The sequence below is a fragment of the Streptomyces sp. NPDC004111 genome, assembly GCF_042874215.1.
In the GTDB taxonomy this organism is placed as follows: Bacteria; Actinomycetota; Actinomycetes; order Streptomycetales; family Streptomycetaceae; genus Streptomyces.
In genome coordinates, this window is sequence record NZ_JBIAMU010000002.1 from 485,485 (window position 1) to 499,924 (window position 14,440).

Genomic DNA, 14,440 nt, shown 5'->3' on the forward strand with positions numbered 1-14,440 from the left:
TTGAGACGCATCCCTTTCCGCGCAAGCACCGTGTCCACATCACAAGACGCATATCTCAGAATGCAACACGCGGGCGTACCGTGATCCCACTCGCTGAATCCACTCATAGCCGATCACGCGTGAACGGGGCACTCCCATGCCGAAAGAGACCGCCGTCTACACCCACGGCCACCACGAGTCGGTGCTGCGCTCGCACACCTGGCGCACCGCCGAGAACTCCGCCGGGTACCTGATCCCCCGGCTGCGTCCCGGCGCCCGGGTGCTGGACGTGGGCTGCGGGCCCGGCACCATCACCGCCGATCTGGCGCACCTGGTCGGCCCGGACGGCCGGGTGACCGGTGTGGACGCCGCGTCGGGCGTATTGGACCAGGCGCGGGCCACCGCCGCCGGGCGGGGGCTGACCAACGTCGATTTCACCACCGGTGATGTGCACGACCTGGCGTTCCCCGACGACTCCTTCGACGTGGTGCACGCCCATCAGGTGCTCCAGCACGTCGGCGACCCGGTGGCCGCGCTGCGCGAGATGCGCCGCGTCTGCCGCCCCGGCGGGATCGTCGCGGCCCGTGACGCGGACTACCGGGCCATGACCTGGTACCCCGAACCGCCGCTGCTGGACGCGTGGCTGGAGCTGTACGAGCGGGTGGCCCGCGCGGGCGGCGGCGAGCCGGACGCCGGGCGACGGCTGCGCGCCTGGGCCCTGCGGGCCGGTTTCACCGAGGTCGCTTCGTCGGCGGCCAGCTGGTGCTACGCGGACGAGGCGGAGCGCGCCTGGTGGAGCGGGCTGTGGGCGGACCGTACGACGGCCTCCTCGTACGCGGCCCTTGCCGTGGACGGCGGGCACGCGACTCCCGAGCGGCTCGCCGAGATCGCCGGGGCGTGGCGTGCGTGGGGCACCCGTGAGGAGGCCTGGTTCATGGTGCCGCACGGGGAGATCCTCTGCCGCGCCTGAGCTGCGCGGCGAGCGGGCCGGCGAGCGGTTTACGGCGGAATCGATCACACCTCTCCCCCGGCCCAACTACCCTCGCCAGCATGGAAATCCTGGGCACCACTCTGCGCATCTACCTCGACGACCTGGCCGCGCTGGACACCACGGCCGCCTTCTACGAACGCATCACGGGCACCGCGGCACAGCGTTTCGAGCGGGGCGGGGTGTCGGTGGCCGCCGTCGGCTGCTTCCTGCTGATGAGCGGTCCGCGCGAGGAGATCGATCTGCTGCGGAAGGTGGCGGCGACGGTCGCGGTGAAGGACGTGGAGGAGGCCCACATCGCGCTGACCGCCGCCGGGGCGCAGGTCATCGCGGGCCCGGTGGCGACGCCGGTGGGCCGCAACCTGATCGCCCTGCACCCCGACGGCTCGGTCTTCGAGTACGCGGACCGCAAGCAGGAGGCACCGCAGCCCGGCCGGTGACCGGACCGGGCGGGCTCCGCCCCGGGGCGCCCCGTCCGGGCACCTGCCGCCCGCGGGACACCCGCCCCCGGATGGGCCCCGCCGCCGGACGCGCCCCTCGGACGGACGCGCCGCTGAGCCGGACGCGCCCTTCAGGCGGACTCCGCCCGCCGCCGGAAGTCGTACGCCGCGGGCACCGGTTCGTCGGTGATCATGGCCCAGACGTCGCTGGTCTCCGTCGAACCCTCGCGCAGGTCGGCCACTTCGAATCCCGCGTCGAAGACGGCCCTGGCCGCCTCCTTGGCGCCCTCCGCGACGAGGAGGCGCGCCTCGACGAGCCGGAAGCGGCCGGTGCGCCGGGTTTCGGGCCGCAGCCCCTCCCACACCGTGCGCGCCCCGGCGGGCCGCCCGGCCGCGAGCAGTGCCTCGATCGCCTCCCGGCCGAGGGCGGCGGTGGCGGCCGTCCACCGCTCGCCCTCGCGGCGCTCCTCGCAGAGGTCCGCGAAGGCCTCCGCGTACAGGTCGGCGGCCCGCTCCGGGTGGCCCGCCGCACGGTCGGCGAGTGCCAGGCAGCGCAGCAAGGGCCAGCGGGAAGGCGCCAGTTGGAGGCCCCGCTCCCAGCTGCGCACCGCCTGGGCCAGATCGCCCGCGTGCCACTGCGCGACGCCGAGGTGGTACTCGGTGAGCGGATCGGCGGGGGCCGTCTCCAGCATGTCGCGCCAGTGCGGGGCGACCAGGGTCGGGCCGGGCGGGGTGACCCTGCGGGGGTACGGGAAGACTCCGGTGCGGAGCAACTCCAGCCAGGGTTCCTGCTGTTCGCCGAGCGTCGCTTCGCCGAACGGGGTCCCCGGCAGCTTGTGCCCGGCCCGCAGCACCTCCAGCGCGCCCCACCCGGAGCCCGTGGCCAGCCGCTCGCCCGGTTCCAGGTCCGCGTGCGCCAGCCAGGCGGTGCGGGCGGCGTCGACCTCGGCGCGCGGCAGCGACTCCTCCAGGGCGTCCTCGGCCGCGGCCCGTGCCGCCGCCCAGTCCTCCCCGTGCGCCGCCGCCGGGTCCACGGCCAGCGGTCCGTACGCCTCCAGCCAGCTGAACTCCGCCTCGGGCTCCAGGAGTACGTGCTCCAGCTGGGTGCGGGCGAGCCCGGCCTGGATCTCGGCGTACCCGGGGGTGCCCGGCTCGGTCAGCCACTCCTGCCAGCGCCGGCCGCCGTCGCCGGTGCCCCAGAGGAAGAGCTTGCGGCCGCGCAGCGCGTCGGTGGAGGTCTGGACGAGGCCCCGGCCCGCTCCGTCGAGGGCGGCGACCCACTTCCTGGCCTGCTCGGGCACCTCGTAGAAGTAGTCGGCGGGCACCTCGCCGTGCGCCGGGTAGGTGCGGTCGACGCCCTCGGAGCGGGGCACCGGGACCCGGCTCAGCGTCTGCTCGTACCCGAAGTGCCAGGCCTCGTCGGCGGGGGCGAGCACCCGGGTGCGGCCGGTCTGCTCCACGGCGGTGTTGGACCACCAGTAGGTGGGCACGGCCCGCTCGTGCGGATTGCGGATCCGTACGCCCACGTACAGGAACGCGGAGTCGGCGGGCAGCCACAGGTCGACCTGGAAGGGAAGGTCGCGCAGCCGCTCCCACTCCCAGAGCCGGACCATCTCGCCGCCGTCGGGGGCCGGCACGACGGCCGCGTGCAGGGGTGCGCAGGTGAGGGTGGTGTGGCCGGTGGCGCCGATGTTCCACTCGATGCCGCCGGAGAACCAGGCCCCGTTGAGGGCGAAGTCGGCGGGCTGGAGCACGGGGTTGCGGTAGACGAGTTCGCGGCCGGTCGGCTTGTGGTGGAGGGAGTGGATCCGGCCGCCGAGTCCGGGCAGGACGGTCACCCGGAGGTGGTCGTTCTCGATGACTATGGAGGGGATCTCGGTCTCGGCGCGCTCCCGCCCGTATCCGTCGAGGGTGCGTACCGGCAGGGTGGTGCGCAGCGGTGCGTTGCCGATCTGCCGCCGCATGTCGCGGGGCAGTCCTTCCTTGGCGCGCGCGTCCAGTTCGTGCGCCTGGTCCAGGGTGCGGAGCCCGGGGAGCGGGTTCTCCGGGCCCAGCGGGGCCGCGGGCAGGGTAGTTACGGCGCGTCGCACGCTCGTGGCCACAGGAACCTCACTCGATCACTGGCAACACCTGGGCGCACGGATCCGCGCACCGCTCTTGCGTAACCATCCGAACACGGTGGGCACCGCCCTGACCAGGGGTTCCGGTGGTCAGAATTGAGCAAAGGCGGAATGTGGCCGGTCTCCACGGCCCGGCCCCGCCCGGGGCCGCCGGGCGGCGGCGACGGGCAGCGGGACCGGCACGGCCTGAGCGCGCGGCACCCGTACCGCGCCGCGGAGGTCGGCCGCGGAGGTCAGTCGGAAAGCGCGGCGGTGACGTCGAGTTCGACCAGTTGCCCCGGGTAGCCGAGCTGTGCGACGCCCAGCAGGGTGCTCGCGGTGCTGAAGGCCGGGGCGAGCGGCAGGGCGTTGAGCCGCTGCCAGACCGAGGAGAGGACCTGCCGGTCGTCGCTGACGACGTAGATCACGGTCCGTACGACGTCCTCGGGCCTGGCCCCGACGGCGGCGAGCGCCGTCAGGGTGTTGGCGACCACCCGGTCGGTCTGGGCGAGTACGTCGCCGGGGCCGACCAGGTCTCCGGCGGAGTCGAGCGGGCACTGTCCGGCGAGGTGGGCGGTGCGGCCCGCCTCGACGACGGTGATGTGGTGGTAGCCGGGCGTGCTGTGCAGGGAGTCGGGGTTCAGCCGGGTGAGGCGATCAGTCATGCCGGTCATGCTGCTGGTCCGGCTCCCCGGCGGGCAACGGGTTTTGGGCCGGCGGCGGGGTGCTGTGGGGGCGCAGCTCGGGGGCGGTGAGCGCCCAGCGTTCGTGGTCGCGCCAGGCCCCGGCGATGAACAGGAAGTCCGGCGAGTAGCCCTCGTACCGGAATCCGGCCCTGCGGACGAGGGCGAGCGAGGCCTCGTTGCCGGGCTGGATGTTGGCCTCCAGGCGGTGCAGTCCCAGGCGGCCGAAGGCGTGCGCCAGGACGAGGGAGAGCCCCTCGGACATCAGGCCCCGTCCGGTGGCGTGCGCGAAGGCGCCGTAGCCGAGGGCGCCGTTCTGGAAGGCGCCCTCGACGATGTTGTTGATGTTGATGAAGCCCGCGATGCGGTCGTCGTCGCGGGTACAGACGAGGAAGCCCGCGCGGTACGGATCGTCGATCAGCACGCTCGCGTAGGCGCGGTACTTCTCCGCGTCGTCCGGCGGGGCGAGCCAGGGCCGGTGCAGTTCCCGGCTCTCGCGGACCCGCGCGGTGAACTCCGCCGCGTCGTCGAGGCCGAACGGCCGGATGCCCACCCGGGGGCCCTCGGCGAGATGACGGGCGGGGCGGGTGACGGTTTCGGACATCCGGCCAGGCTACGACACGGGGCGGGCGGTGCCGTTCGAGGTCAGGGGCACTTCTCGCCGGTCTTCACCACGCCCAGGTGGAGCGTGCCGCCGTTCAGCCGGGTGCCGGCCTTCGGGGACTGGGTGCAGACCTTCCAGTTGGGCGGCCAGAGCACCTTGCGGTGGTCGCCGCTGAGGTCGCGGATGTCGAGGGCGGTCTCGGCGCTGACGGTGGAGTAGACGCGGAAGAGGTTGCGGCCGACGAAGTTCGGCAGGGGGTCGGGCCGGTCGAGCGCCGGGGCGCGGTCCGTGCCCGGTGCGGGGGCGGTCGCCGGCACCGGCGCCGGCACGGTCGCCGCCGTCGCCGCTCCGGCCGGGGCCGCCGTCAGGGCCAGTACCGCACCCGCCACCGCCAGCGCCGCACGCTTCCGTGTCACTTGAGCCTCCTGAGGCAGTCCGCGGACAGCACACCGGGCGCGGCTGTCGCATCCGTACCAGGATGAGCGGATTCCGGACCGTGCGGGGCGATGGGCGGTCCGTACGGGTGACCGGGCGGGCCCGGTGGCAGAGCGGCGGCGGACACCGGGCGGACTCGGCGGCGGAGACCGGGCCGCCGCCGTTGCTCAGACGAGTGCCGGGGCGGTCAGTGTCAGGGTGCCCGCGTCCGCGTCCAGTTCCGCCGGTACGCCCAGCGGCACCGTCAGGGCCGTCGCGCTGTGGCCGAAGCCGAGTTCCTCCACGACCGGTACGCCGAGCCCGGCCAGCCGGTCGTACAGGACGGGCCGGATCTCCGTCTCGTACGGGCCGCAGTCGACCCACGAGCCCAGTGCGATCCCGGCCACCCCGTCCAGCCATCCGGAGCGCAGCAGCTGGGTGAGGATGCGGTCCAGCCGGTACGCCTCCTCGCCGATGTCCTCGACGACCAGCAGCCCGCCGCGTGCCGAGGGGCGGGCCGCGGGGGTGCCGAGGTCGGCGGCGAGCAGCGAGACGCAGCCGCCGAGGGTGATGCCGTGCGCCCGGCCGGGGACCAGGGCGCGCGCGGTGGGCAGGCCCAGCGTCAGGACGCTCTCCGGCTCGAAGAGGGTGGCGCGCAGGGACTCCTGGGTGGGGCCGTCCTTGAGGAAGGAGAGCGCGGCGGTCATCGGTCCGTGCAGGGTGGCGACGCCCATCCGTACCGCGAACGCCTCGTGCAGCGCGGTCACGTCGCTGTACCCGACGAAGACCTTGGGCCGCCCCAAGGCCGCCGTGGCCGCGCGCATCGCGGCCCAGTCGACGAGGTCGGTCATCCGCTGGGCGCCGTATCCGCCGCGGGCGCAGAGCACCGCCGCCACCGACGGGTCGCACCACGCCTCGGTGAGGTCGCGGGCCCGGTCCGCGTCGTCGCCCGCCAGGTAGCGGAACCTGGGGTGCGTCTCACGGACATGGGGCATCACCACCGGTTCCAGGCCCCATCCCCGCAGGATGCCGAGGCCCTCCTCCAGCCGGTCCCCGGGGACCGGGCCGCTCGGGGCGACGATCGCGACGCGGGCGCCGGGCCGCAGGCGGGCGGGGCGGGAGAGTTCTCCCAGGGTGGTGCCGAGGGTCACTTGCCGAGCTCCAGTCGGGGGACGTCGGTGCGGTCGATGCCGAACGCCTGGGCGTACAGCGAGAGTTCCGCCTCCAGTGCGCGGACCATGGTGTCCGCCCTGCGGAAGCCGTGGCCCTCCCCCTCGAAGGCGATGTACGCGTGCGGTACCCCGCGCCCGGCCATCCGCGCGAGGAACCGCTCGGCCTGGGCGGGCGGGCAGATCGGGTCGTCCAGCCCCTGGAGCAGCAGGAAGGGGGCGGTGACGCGGTCCGCGTGCTCGACGGGCGAGCGGGTGGCGTAGACCTCGGCGCAGTCGGCGAGCGGGCCGATCAGCGACTCCAGGTAGTGGGACTCCAGGTCGTGGGTCTCGCCGGTGGCCCAGGAGAGCAGGTCGAGCACCGGGTACTTGACGGTGCCGCAGGCGTAGACGTCGGTGTCGGCGAGCGAGGCGGCCGTGGTGAAGCCGCCCGCGCTGCCGCCCCGGAGGGCGAGCCTGCGGCGGTCGGCGGTTCCCTCGTCGGCCAGGGCGAGGGCGACGGCCGCGCAGTCCTCGACGTCGACGACGCCCCACCGGCCGCGCAGCCGGTTGCGGTACTCGCGCCCGTAGCCGGTCGAGCCGCCGTAGTTGACCTCGGCGACGCCGATGCCGCGCGAGGTGAAGTAGGCGATCTCCAGGTCGAGGACGAGGGGGGCGTGGCCGGTGGGCCCGCCGTGCGCCCAGATGACGTACGGGGGCAGCTCGTCGGCGGGGGCGCTGCGTTCGGGGTGGTGCGGCGGGTAGATGTGGGCGTTGATGTCGCGCCCGTCGGGGCCGGTGAAGGTGCGGATCTGGGGTTCGGGGTAGTAGGCGGGGTCGACCGGGTCGTCGTGCGGCGCGGCGAGGACGCGGGCCCGGCCGGTGGCGGTGGACAGTTCGACGATCTCGTAGCCGCTGCGCGGGCTGGCCGCGACCGAGACGACGCGGTCGCCGTGCACGGCCAGGGTGGGCGACCACTTGGTCCAGGGGCCCGCGGCGTCGACGAGTTCGCCGGTCTCGGGGTCGAGTATGCCGAGGGCGGTGGCGCCCGTGCCGTGCACGACGGCGATCAGTCCGCTGTCCAGGGGGAGGAACCAGTTCAGCCCGATCTGCCAGAGCGGTCCGCCGAACTCCTCCTCGCGGCCCAGGCACAGGGCGCCGCTGATCCGCCGCCCGTCCCGGCGCAGCCGGTACAGCTCCCACCAGCCGGCCCGGTCGGAGGCGAACAGCAGGGTTCCGTCCCGGTCCCACTCGACCTGGCAGACGGACTCCTCGTCGCCGCCGGCCACGACCCGGGCCCCGGTGAACGGGCCGCCGTCGCCGGGGATCTCGGCGACCAGCACCTCGGTGCCGTCCCAGGGCATCCGGGGGTGGTTCCAGCCGATCCAGGCGGCCTGCCGGCCGTCCGGGGAGAGCCGGGGGCCGGTGACGAAGCGGTGCCGGCCGTCGGTCAGTTCGACGACGGCGCCGCGGTCGTCGGCGGCCGACCCGTCGAGCGGCACGGCGGCGATCACCCGGCGCACGTCGGTGGGGGCGTCCCCGGTGAACTCCTCCAGCACGCACCAGACGCTGCCGTCGCGGAGCACCGGGTCGACCCAGCGCAGCCCGCCGCCGACGGCCGACAGCGGGGTCAGCGGGCGGGGCGGCGCGCCGGGCACGTCGGGTTCGTACGCGTAGAGCCGCTGGTCGGCGAAGTTCACGAAGACGACCAGCGGTCCGCCGCTTTCGCGGGCCCGCCCGGCCCAGGGGCGCCCGCCGTACTCGACGACCCTGCTGCGCACGTTCCACGGCGCGGGCAGCACGGACTCCTCGGCGGGGGTGCCGTCGGGGCGCAGCCGCAGCAGCGCCCGGCGGCCCCCTTCGTCCGGGCGCGGGGCGGTCCACCACAGTTCGTCGCCGACCATGCCGACGAACTCGGGGGCCCCGTCGTGCGAGGCCGCGAGCGAGGCGTCGATCGGCGACGGCCAACTTCCGTACGGCCCGATGGGCACCATCCTGCGACTCCTCTGCTAGTACGACGCCCGGTGCGGTTGTCCGGGCGTCGGGCGCACTCGGACCGACAGCCTCTCAGGCACCGCGTAGGTAATGGTCCAGTACGCGCACCCCGAAGTGCAGTGCTTCGACCGGGACTCGTTCGTCGACCCCGTGAAAGAGTGCCTGATAGTCGAAGCCCGCGGGCAGCTTGAGTGGCGAGAAGCCGTAGCCGGTGATGCCGAGCCGGGAGAACTGCTTGGCGTCCGTACCCCCCGACATGCAGTACGGCACGACATGCCCTTCCGGTGCGAACTTCCGTACTGCCTCCGCCAGTTGACGGTAGGTCGGGGAGTCGGCCGGGGCCTGGAGGGCCACCTCCCGATGGTGGAACTCCCAGTCGACGTACGGACCGGTGAGGGCGTCCAGGGTGGCCCGGAACTCGTCCTCGCCGCCGGGCAGAAACCTTCCGTCGATGTACGCGGTCGCACTGCCCGGAATCACGTTGACCTTGTAACCGGCGTCCAGCATGGTCGGGTTCGCGCTGTTGCGCACGGTCGCCTCGACGAGCGCGGCGGCCGGGCCGAGCTTGTTGAGCACGGCGTCGACGTCGTAGTCGGGGTCGTCCGGGTCGGGGGTGTCCAGGTCGTGCAGGGCGGCCAGTTCGCGCAGACAGGCCCGGACGGTCGGGGTGAGCCGCACCGGCCACTCGTGCTCGCCGATCCGGGCGACGGCGCGGGCCAGGTGGCTGACCGCGTTGTTCCGGTTGACCTTGGAGCCGTGGCCCGCCGTGCCGCGCCCGGTGAGCCGGAGCCAGCCGGTGCCGCGCTCCCCCGCCGCGACGGGGTAGATCTCCATGCCGGGGCCGGCGTGGAAGGTGTAGGCGCCGGACTCGCTGATGCCCTCGGTGCAGCCCTCGAAGAGGTCCGCGTGCTCGGCGGCCAGGAAGCCCGAGCCGTCCTCCGCGCTGGCCTCCTCGTCCGCGGTGTAGGCGATCACGATGTCCCGGCGCGGCCGCACTCCCGCGCGCGCCCAGGCCCGTACGACCGACAGCACCATCGCGTCCATGTTCTTCATGTCGACGGCGCCGCGGCCCCACACCACCCCGTCCCTGACCTCCCCGGAGAAGGGGTGCACGGACCAGTCGGCGGGCTCGGCGGGCACCACGTCGAGGTGCCCGTGGACGAGCAGCGCATCGGCGGACGGGTCGGTTCCGGCGAGCCGGGCGACGACGTTGGTGCGTCCCTCGGTGCGCTCCAGCATCGTCACGTCGAGGCCGGTCGCGGCGAGGCGTTCGGCGACGTACTCGGCGGCGGGGCGCTCGCGGCAGTCGCCGCCGCCCCGGTTGGTGGTGTCGATGCGGATGAGGTCGGAGGTGAACTCCACGACCTCTGCCAGGGCGGTTTCGTCGATCGCCCCGGACCCCGAAGCGTCGCCGGTCGGTCCGGGCCCGGCGTAACGGTCAGCCATACTGCTCCTCCACAGCGGACGAGACGATCGTCGTGACCGCCTTGAAGGTACGAATGCCCTCATACATCGTGGGACTGGTGTAGGCGACACGCCGTTCACCGGTCCGGCGCACTCCGGGGACGACGGTGGCCACGTCGGACAGGTGGGTGGCGTCGAACTCCATCTCCACGGTGAACGGCCCGCCGCGCACCGGCTCGTGCCGCACGGCCAGCGCGGTCGCCTCCTTGGCGGCTGCCCGGATGTCGGCGGCGGTGCGGGCGGGGGTGCGGCAGACCGCCGCGTACCGCGAGACGTGGTCCTTGACGGCGACCCTGCGGGCGGCCGGCGCGTAGCCCTCGGCGTCCGCGCAGGTGAGGTCGTCGCCGGTGACGAGCACGACGGGCACCCCGTACTCGGCGACGACGTGCGCGTTCAGCAGCCCCTCACTGGCCCGCTCCCCGTTCAGCCACACCCCGGTCAGGGAGTTGGCGAGGTAGGTGTGGGCGAGGACGCCCTCGGCGCCCGCGCCCGTGTGGTAGCCGACGAAGGCGATGCCGTCGACGTCGCCGTGCTGGACGCCCTCGACCATGCTGAGCGACTTGTGCCGGCCGGTGAGCATCTGGGCGCGTTCGTCCAGGCGCTCCAGGAGGAGGTTGCGCATGGTCCAGTGGGCCTCGTTGATCAGCACCTCGTCGGCGCCGCCGTCGAAGAAGCCGAGCACCGCGGCCTGGACGTCCGAGGTGAACATCGCCCGGCAGCGTTCCCACTGCGGGGTGCCCGGCAGGACGTCGGCGGGCCAGGTCACCCCGGTGGCGCCCTCCATGTCCGCACTGATGAGGATCTTCACGGCCCGACACCTCTCTGATCGACCACGGGACGGATGTGGCGATCACCTTACGTTCGCCGGCCGCGCGGGGGTGCGGGCGTGCGGTGCGGGCGTGCGGGCGGGGCGGGCGGCAGTGCGGTGCGGGCCCGGCCGCGGCCCTCGCGGGGCGGCCGGGCCCGGTGGGTGCTCAGCCCCGGCGGCCCACCACCAGCCAGCGCGCCGGAAGCTCGATGCGGGTGCCGTCGCAGTGGTACTCGGTGGTCGTCAGCGGCAGTTCGCCGGAGGCCAGCACGTCGAGGTCCGCCGACCCGAACAGCTCCCGGGCCTGGGCCTCGGCGATCCCGCAGGTGGCGAGGCCGTGCGCGAGCACCGTGCGGAGTTTGCGCGGCGGCCCCTCGGGGTGCTCGGCCAGGGTGCGCAGCAGCTGCCCGGCCGCCTCCGCGGGCTCCACCACGAAGGCCCTGCCCCGCTCCCCCAGGAGTGCGGCCACGGTCCGGGCGAGCGCGCCGCGGTCGGCGGGCTCGGCCTGGTGCAGCACGCCGCGCAGATACACCTGGGCGTCCTGGCCCAGCTCGCGCCTGAGTCCGGTCACGTCGGCCGGTTCGGTGGCGTCGGCCACCACGAACCGCACCTGTCGTCCGGGGTCGTGTCTGCGGGCCAGGCCGATGGCGGCGGGGGCCAGGTCGATGCCCGCGACGCGGCGGAACCGGTCGCCGAGGTAGCGGGTCTGGGTGCCGTTGCCGCAGCCGATGTCGACGACGGGGAGTTCGGGTTCGGTCATGTGCGGTTCGAAGAGGGCGAGGTGCACGCCCGCCGTGAGGGCGGGTTCCGCGTCCCACAGGACCGCGCCGGTCCCGTCGGGTGCGTCCTTCCAGAATCCTTCCCATGCGTTCCTGTAGCGACTCGTCACGCTCATGCGCGGCTCCCGGGGGTGTGGCGGGGCGAGGAGTGAAGATCGCTTCTACCGTCCCCGTCCGGGCGGGCGTCCGACAAGGTGTCGACATGCATCTTTGTCAACCGTCCGACCTGCGGCGGCGACCGTGCACGCGGCGCGTGCGCCGTGCGCGCTGGGGTTGACAACTGTCGATTTCCCAGCTGCGGCAACCGCCTTTCCTTCACAGGCAGTTCGAAGCGGCGGGGGCCGCCCCGGATGTTCCGGGACGGCCCCTGCCGTCGCTCCCGCGCGCCCGCGCCGCCCCCCCGGGGGGGCGGCCGGGTGCGCTCAGTCCTCGTGGCCGAGCTGGAGGTCGCGCTCGGTGCGTCCGCCGCCCGCGACCCGCAGGACGGTGGCCACCGGCGGGTAGCCGGCCGCGATCACCGTGTACTCGCCGGACGACAGGTCGACGAAGCGGAAGCTGCCGTCGGAGCCGGTGGTCATGGTGTCGACCACGTTGCCCGCCGCGTCCAGCAGCGTCACCCGGGCGTCCTCGACGGGCCGCCCGGCGTGCGCCCGCACCGTGCCGCGCAGCACCGCGCCGCCCGCCAGCTCGATGTCCTGCCTGGCCTCGCGGCCGGCCTGCACGCTCAGCGGCAGGGCTACGGGCCGGAAGGCGGGCGCGCTGGCGGCGAGGGTGTACTCGCCCGCGACCAGTTCGGAGATGACGTAACTCCCCTCCCGTCCGCTGCGGGTGGAGGCCACCACCTCGCCCCGTACGTCGGTGAGCGTCACGGCGGCGTCCCGTACCGGGGTGCCGTCGGCGGTGCGCACCGTACCGGCGAGGCGGCCCGCTCCGCCGAGGACCACATCGAGGTCGACCGGGCGCCCGGCCACGGTGACCGTGACGGCCTGCGGCTGGTGTCCGCCGGCCGCCGCGATGAGCACGTAGCTGCCTGCTCCGGGCACGCTCAGCGCGTACCGTCCGTCGTCCCCGCTCGCCCCGCGCCCGACCTGCCGGCCGCCGATGTCGATCAGGGTGAGGGCGGCGCGCGGCACGGTGGTTCCGTCGGGGTGCTGGACGGTGCCGCAGACCGGGACCCCGGCGGCTCGGGCGGGCGGGACGACGGCGGTGTAGGGCTCGCCGAGGTAGACCTCGGCGGGTTCCGCTTCGACGGGGGCGTTGTGGGACACCAGCGGTTTCTCCTTGAGGAAGAAGGCGATGAGCAGGCCGAGCACGAGCACCGGCACCAGGAAGAGGAAGATCCGCGGCATGGCCTGCGCGTACGCCTCGATGTAGGCGTCGCGCAGGGCCGGCGGCATCGAGTGCACCAGCTGCGGGGTGAGCGAGGAGGGGTCCGGCAGGTCGACGCCGGTGGGCAGCGCGTCGGCGAGCGCGTCGACGAGGCGGCCGGCGAAGAGCGTGCCGAACACGGCGGCGCCGACGCTGCCGCCCATCTGCCGGAAGTAGTTGTTGGCGCTGGTGGCGGTGCCGAGGTCGGCGGGGCGCACCGAGTTCTGCACGGCGAGCACCAGCACCGGCATGATCAGGCCGATGCCGACGCCGAGCACCGCCATCCAGAGGCTGTAGTCGAGCTGGGTGGTGTCCGTCTCCAGCCGCGACAGCAGCCACATGCCGGCCGCGGACAGCGCGCAGCCGAGGATCGGGTAGATCCGGTAGCGGCCGGTCCTGCTGATGAGCTGGCCCGAGACGATCGAGGCGATCACCACGCCGCCCATCATGGGCAGCATCAGCAGGCCTGATTCGGTGGCGGTGGCGCCGTCGACCATCTGGAGGAAGGTCGGCAGGTAGCTGGCGGCGCCGAACAGCGCGATGCCGACGACGGCCCCGACGAGTCCGGTGATGTTGAAGATCGAGTCGCGGAACAGCCGCAGCGGGATGAGCGGTTCGGCCGCGTGGTACTCGACGACCACGAACAGCAGGGACGTTCCGGCGGCACCTGCCGCGAGTCCCAGGATCACCCGCGAGTCCCACGCGTACTCCGTACCGCCCCAACTGGTCAGCAGCACCAGGCAGGTCGAGGCCGCCGCGAGCAGTACGCCGCCCAGGATGTCGAGGCGGGGGCGGACCGTCGGCTTGGGCAGCTTCAGCACCACGGCGACCACCGCGAGGGTGACCAGCCCGAACGGCACGTTGATGTAGAAGCACCAGCGCCAGGAGGCGTGGTCGGTGAAGAAACCGCCGAGCAGCGGTCCCGCCACCGAGGCGAGCCCGAAGGCGGCGCCGATCAGGCCCATGAACCGGCCGCGCTGCCGGGGCGGCACGATGTCCGCGATGATCGCCTGCACACCGATCATGAGGCCGCCGGCGCCCGCGCCCTGGATCGCCCGGAAGGCGATCAGCTGGTCCATCGTCCGGGACCAGCCGGCCAGGGCCGAGCCGACGACGAAGACGACGATGGCGAAGAGGAAGACGCCCTTGCGGCCGAAGAGGTCGCCGAGCTTGCCGTAGATCGGCAGCCCGATGGTGGAGGTCAGCAGGTACGCGGTGATCGCCCAGGACATCCGGTCCAGGCCCTGGAGATCGCCGACGATCTTCGGCAGGGCGGTGGCGACGATCATCTGCTCCAGCGCCGCGAGCAGCAGCGCGAGCATCAGTCCGCAGAAGACGAGCCGGACCTGGCGGGGGGAGAACTCCCCCGCGGGGGCGGCAGACCCGGGGCGCGCCGCGGGCGGCCGGCCGCCGGGTCGCGGCGGTGCCGCGGTTTCTTCGGTGCCGGTGGAGTCGTGGGACGGGGGTTCGGCGTCCCGCCCGTCCTTCACCAGAGTGATGCCGCCCACCTGATCGCTCCCCTCGTCGCGCCTGTCGTCACGCCTGCGCCGCCCATTTGTCGCATTCAGTGACAAGGCGGAGCAAGCGCGACGATTGACGCGCGGGGCGTGCGCGGGGAGCGTTCGGGCCGGTGGGAGCCCCTACGGCGTACAACCGACCGGCACGGAAGAC

Annotated in this window: 12 protein-coding genes; 2 read left to right on the top strand and 10 right to left on the bottom strand. The window is 73.8% G+C overall.

Annotated elements, in window-relative coordinates; genetic code table 11:
• Nucleotides 1-136 precede the first annotated feature (136 nt).
• Both ACFYVL_RS06560 and ACFYVL_RS06565 read left to right on the top strand, forming a co-directional pair.
• A complete protein-coding gene (locus ACFYVL_RS06560; RefSeq protein ID WP_389241687.1) occupies nucleotides 137-949 on the top strand; it encodes a methyltransferase domain-containing protein in 813 nt (270 codons plus the stop codon).
• An 80-nt stretch (nucleotides 950-1,029) separates the two neighbouring features.
• Nucleotides 1,030-1,407 (top strand): VOC family protein, encoded by a 378-nt coding sequence (locus tag ACFYVL_RS06565; protein WP_389241688.1) that lies wholly within the window; start codon nucleotides 1,030-1,032, stop codon nucleotides 1,405-1,407.
• A gap of 131 nt (nucleotides 1,408-1,538) precedes the next feature.
• On the opposite strand, the gene ACFYVL_RS06570 is transcribed toward ACFYVL_RS06565, so the two are convergent.
• From ACFYVL_RS06570 to ACFYVL_RS06615, 10 genes are all read right to left on the bottom strand, one after another.
• A complete protein-coding gene (locus ACFYVL_RS06570) occupies nucleotides 1,539-3,509 on the bottom strand; it encodes a DUF5107 domain-containing protein (RefSeq protein ID WP_389241689.1) in 1,971 nt (656 codons plus the stop codon).
• Nucleotides 3,510-3,760: 251 nt separating this feature from the next.
• Nucleotides 3,761-4,171 (bottom strand): RidA family protein, encoded by a 411-nt coding sequence (locus ACFYVL_RS06575; RefSeq protein WP_389241690.1) that lies wholly within the window; start codon nucleotides 4,169-4,171, stop codon nucleotides 3,761-3,763.
• Nucleotides 4,164-4,793 carry a GNAT family N-acetyltransferase gene (locus ACFYVL_RS06580; RefSeq protein ID WP_389241691.1) on the bottom strand — a complete coding sequence of 210 codons (630 nt, stop codon included), beginning with the start codon at nucleotides 4,791-4,793 and terminating at the stop codon, nucleotides 4,164-4,166. Before ACFYVL_RS06580 ends, ACFYVL_RS06575 begins: the two co-directional genes overlap by 8 nt.
• Nucleotides 4,794-4,834: 41 nt before the next feature.
• A complete protein-coding gene (locus tag ACFYVL_RS06585) occupies nucleotides 4,835-5,209 on the bottom strand; it encodes a hypothetical protein (protein WP_389241692.1) in 375 nt (124 codons plus the stop codon).
• Nucleotides 5,210-5,395: 186 nt separating this feature from the next.
• Entirely contained in the window at nucleotides 5,396-6,358 is a 963-nt protein-coding gene (locus ACFYVL_RS06590) for an LD-carboxypeptidase (protein ID WP_389241693.1), read from the bottom strand.
• Nucleotides 6,355-8,349, bottom strand: coding sequence for a prolyl oligopeptidase family serine peptidase (locus ACFYVL_RS06595; RefSeq protein WP_389241694.1), 1,995 nt, complete (start codon nucleotides 8,347-8,349; stop codon nucleotides 6,355-6,357). Before ACFYVL_RS06595 ends, ACFYVL_RS06590 begins: the two co-directional genes overlap by 4 nt.
• A gap of 73 nt (nucleotides 8,350-8,422) precedes the next feature.
• Complete coding sequence (locus tag ACFYVL_RS06600) at nucleotides 8,423-9,796, bottom strand: M20/M25/M40 family metallo-hydrolase (protein ID WP_389241695.1); 1,374 nt, start codon at nucleotides 9,794-9,796, stop codon at nucleotides 8,423-8,425.
• Complete coding sequence (locus ACFYVL_RS06605; RefSeq protein WP_389241696.1) at nucleotides 9,789-10,622, bottom strand: M55 family metallopeptidase; 834 nt, start codon at nucleotides 10,620-10,622, stop codon at nucleotides 9,789-9,791. Before ACFYVL_RS06605 ends, ACFYVL_RS06600 begins: the two co-directional genes overlap by 8 nt.
• A 166-nt stretch (nucleotides 10,623-10,788) precedes the next feature.
• Entirely contained in the window at nucleotides 10,789-11,517 is a 729-nt protein-coding gene (locus ACFYVL_RS06610; protein WP_389241697.1) for a class I SAM-dependent methyltransferase, read from the bottom strand.
• 306 nt (nucleotides 11,518-11,823) lie between these two features.
• A complete protein-coding gene (locus ACFYVL_RS06615; protein ID WP_389241698.1) occupies nucleotides 11,824-14,277 on the bottom strand; it encodes an MFS transporter in 2,454 nt (817 codons plus the stop codon).
• Nucleotides 14,278-14,440: the final 163 nt, after the last annotated feature.

Excerpts from the sequence above, each read along its gene's own strand:
- ACFYVL_RS06560 (WP_389241687.1), top strand. The coding sequence starts at position 137 with ATGCCGAAAGAGACCGCCGTCTACACCCACGGCCACCACGAGTCGGTG.
- ACFYVL_RS06565 (WP_389241688.1), top strand. The coding sequence starts at position 1,030 with ATGGAAATCCTGGGCACCACTCTGCGCATCTACCTCGACGACCTGGCC.
- ACFYVL_RS06575 (WP_389241690.1), bottom strand. The coding sequence starts at position 4,171 with ATGACTGATCGCCTCACCCGGCTGAACCCCGACTCCCTGCACAGCACG.
- ACFYVL_RS06580 (WP_389241691.1), bottom strand. The coding sequence starts at position 4,793 with ATGTCCGAAACCGTCACCCGCCCCGCCCGTCATCTCGCCGAGGGCCCC.
- ACFYVL_RS06595 (WP_389241694.1), bottom strand. The coding sequence starts at position 8,349 with ATGGTGCCCATCGGGCCGTACGGAAGTTGGCCGTCGCCGATCGACGCC.
- ACFYVL_RS06600 (WP_389241695.1), bottom strand. The coding sequence starts at position 9,796 with ATGGCTGACCGTTACGCCGGGCCCGGACCGACCGGCGACGCTTCGGGG.
- ACFYVL_RS06610 (WP_389241697.1), bottom strand. The coding sequence starts at position 11,517 with ATGAGCGTGACGAGTCGCTACAGGAACGCATGGGAAGGATTCTGGAAG.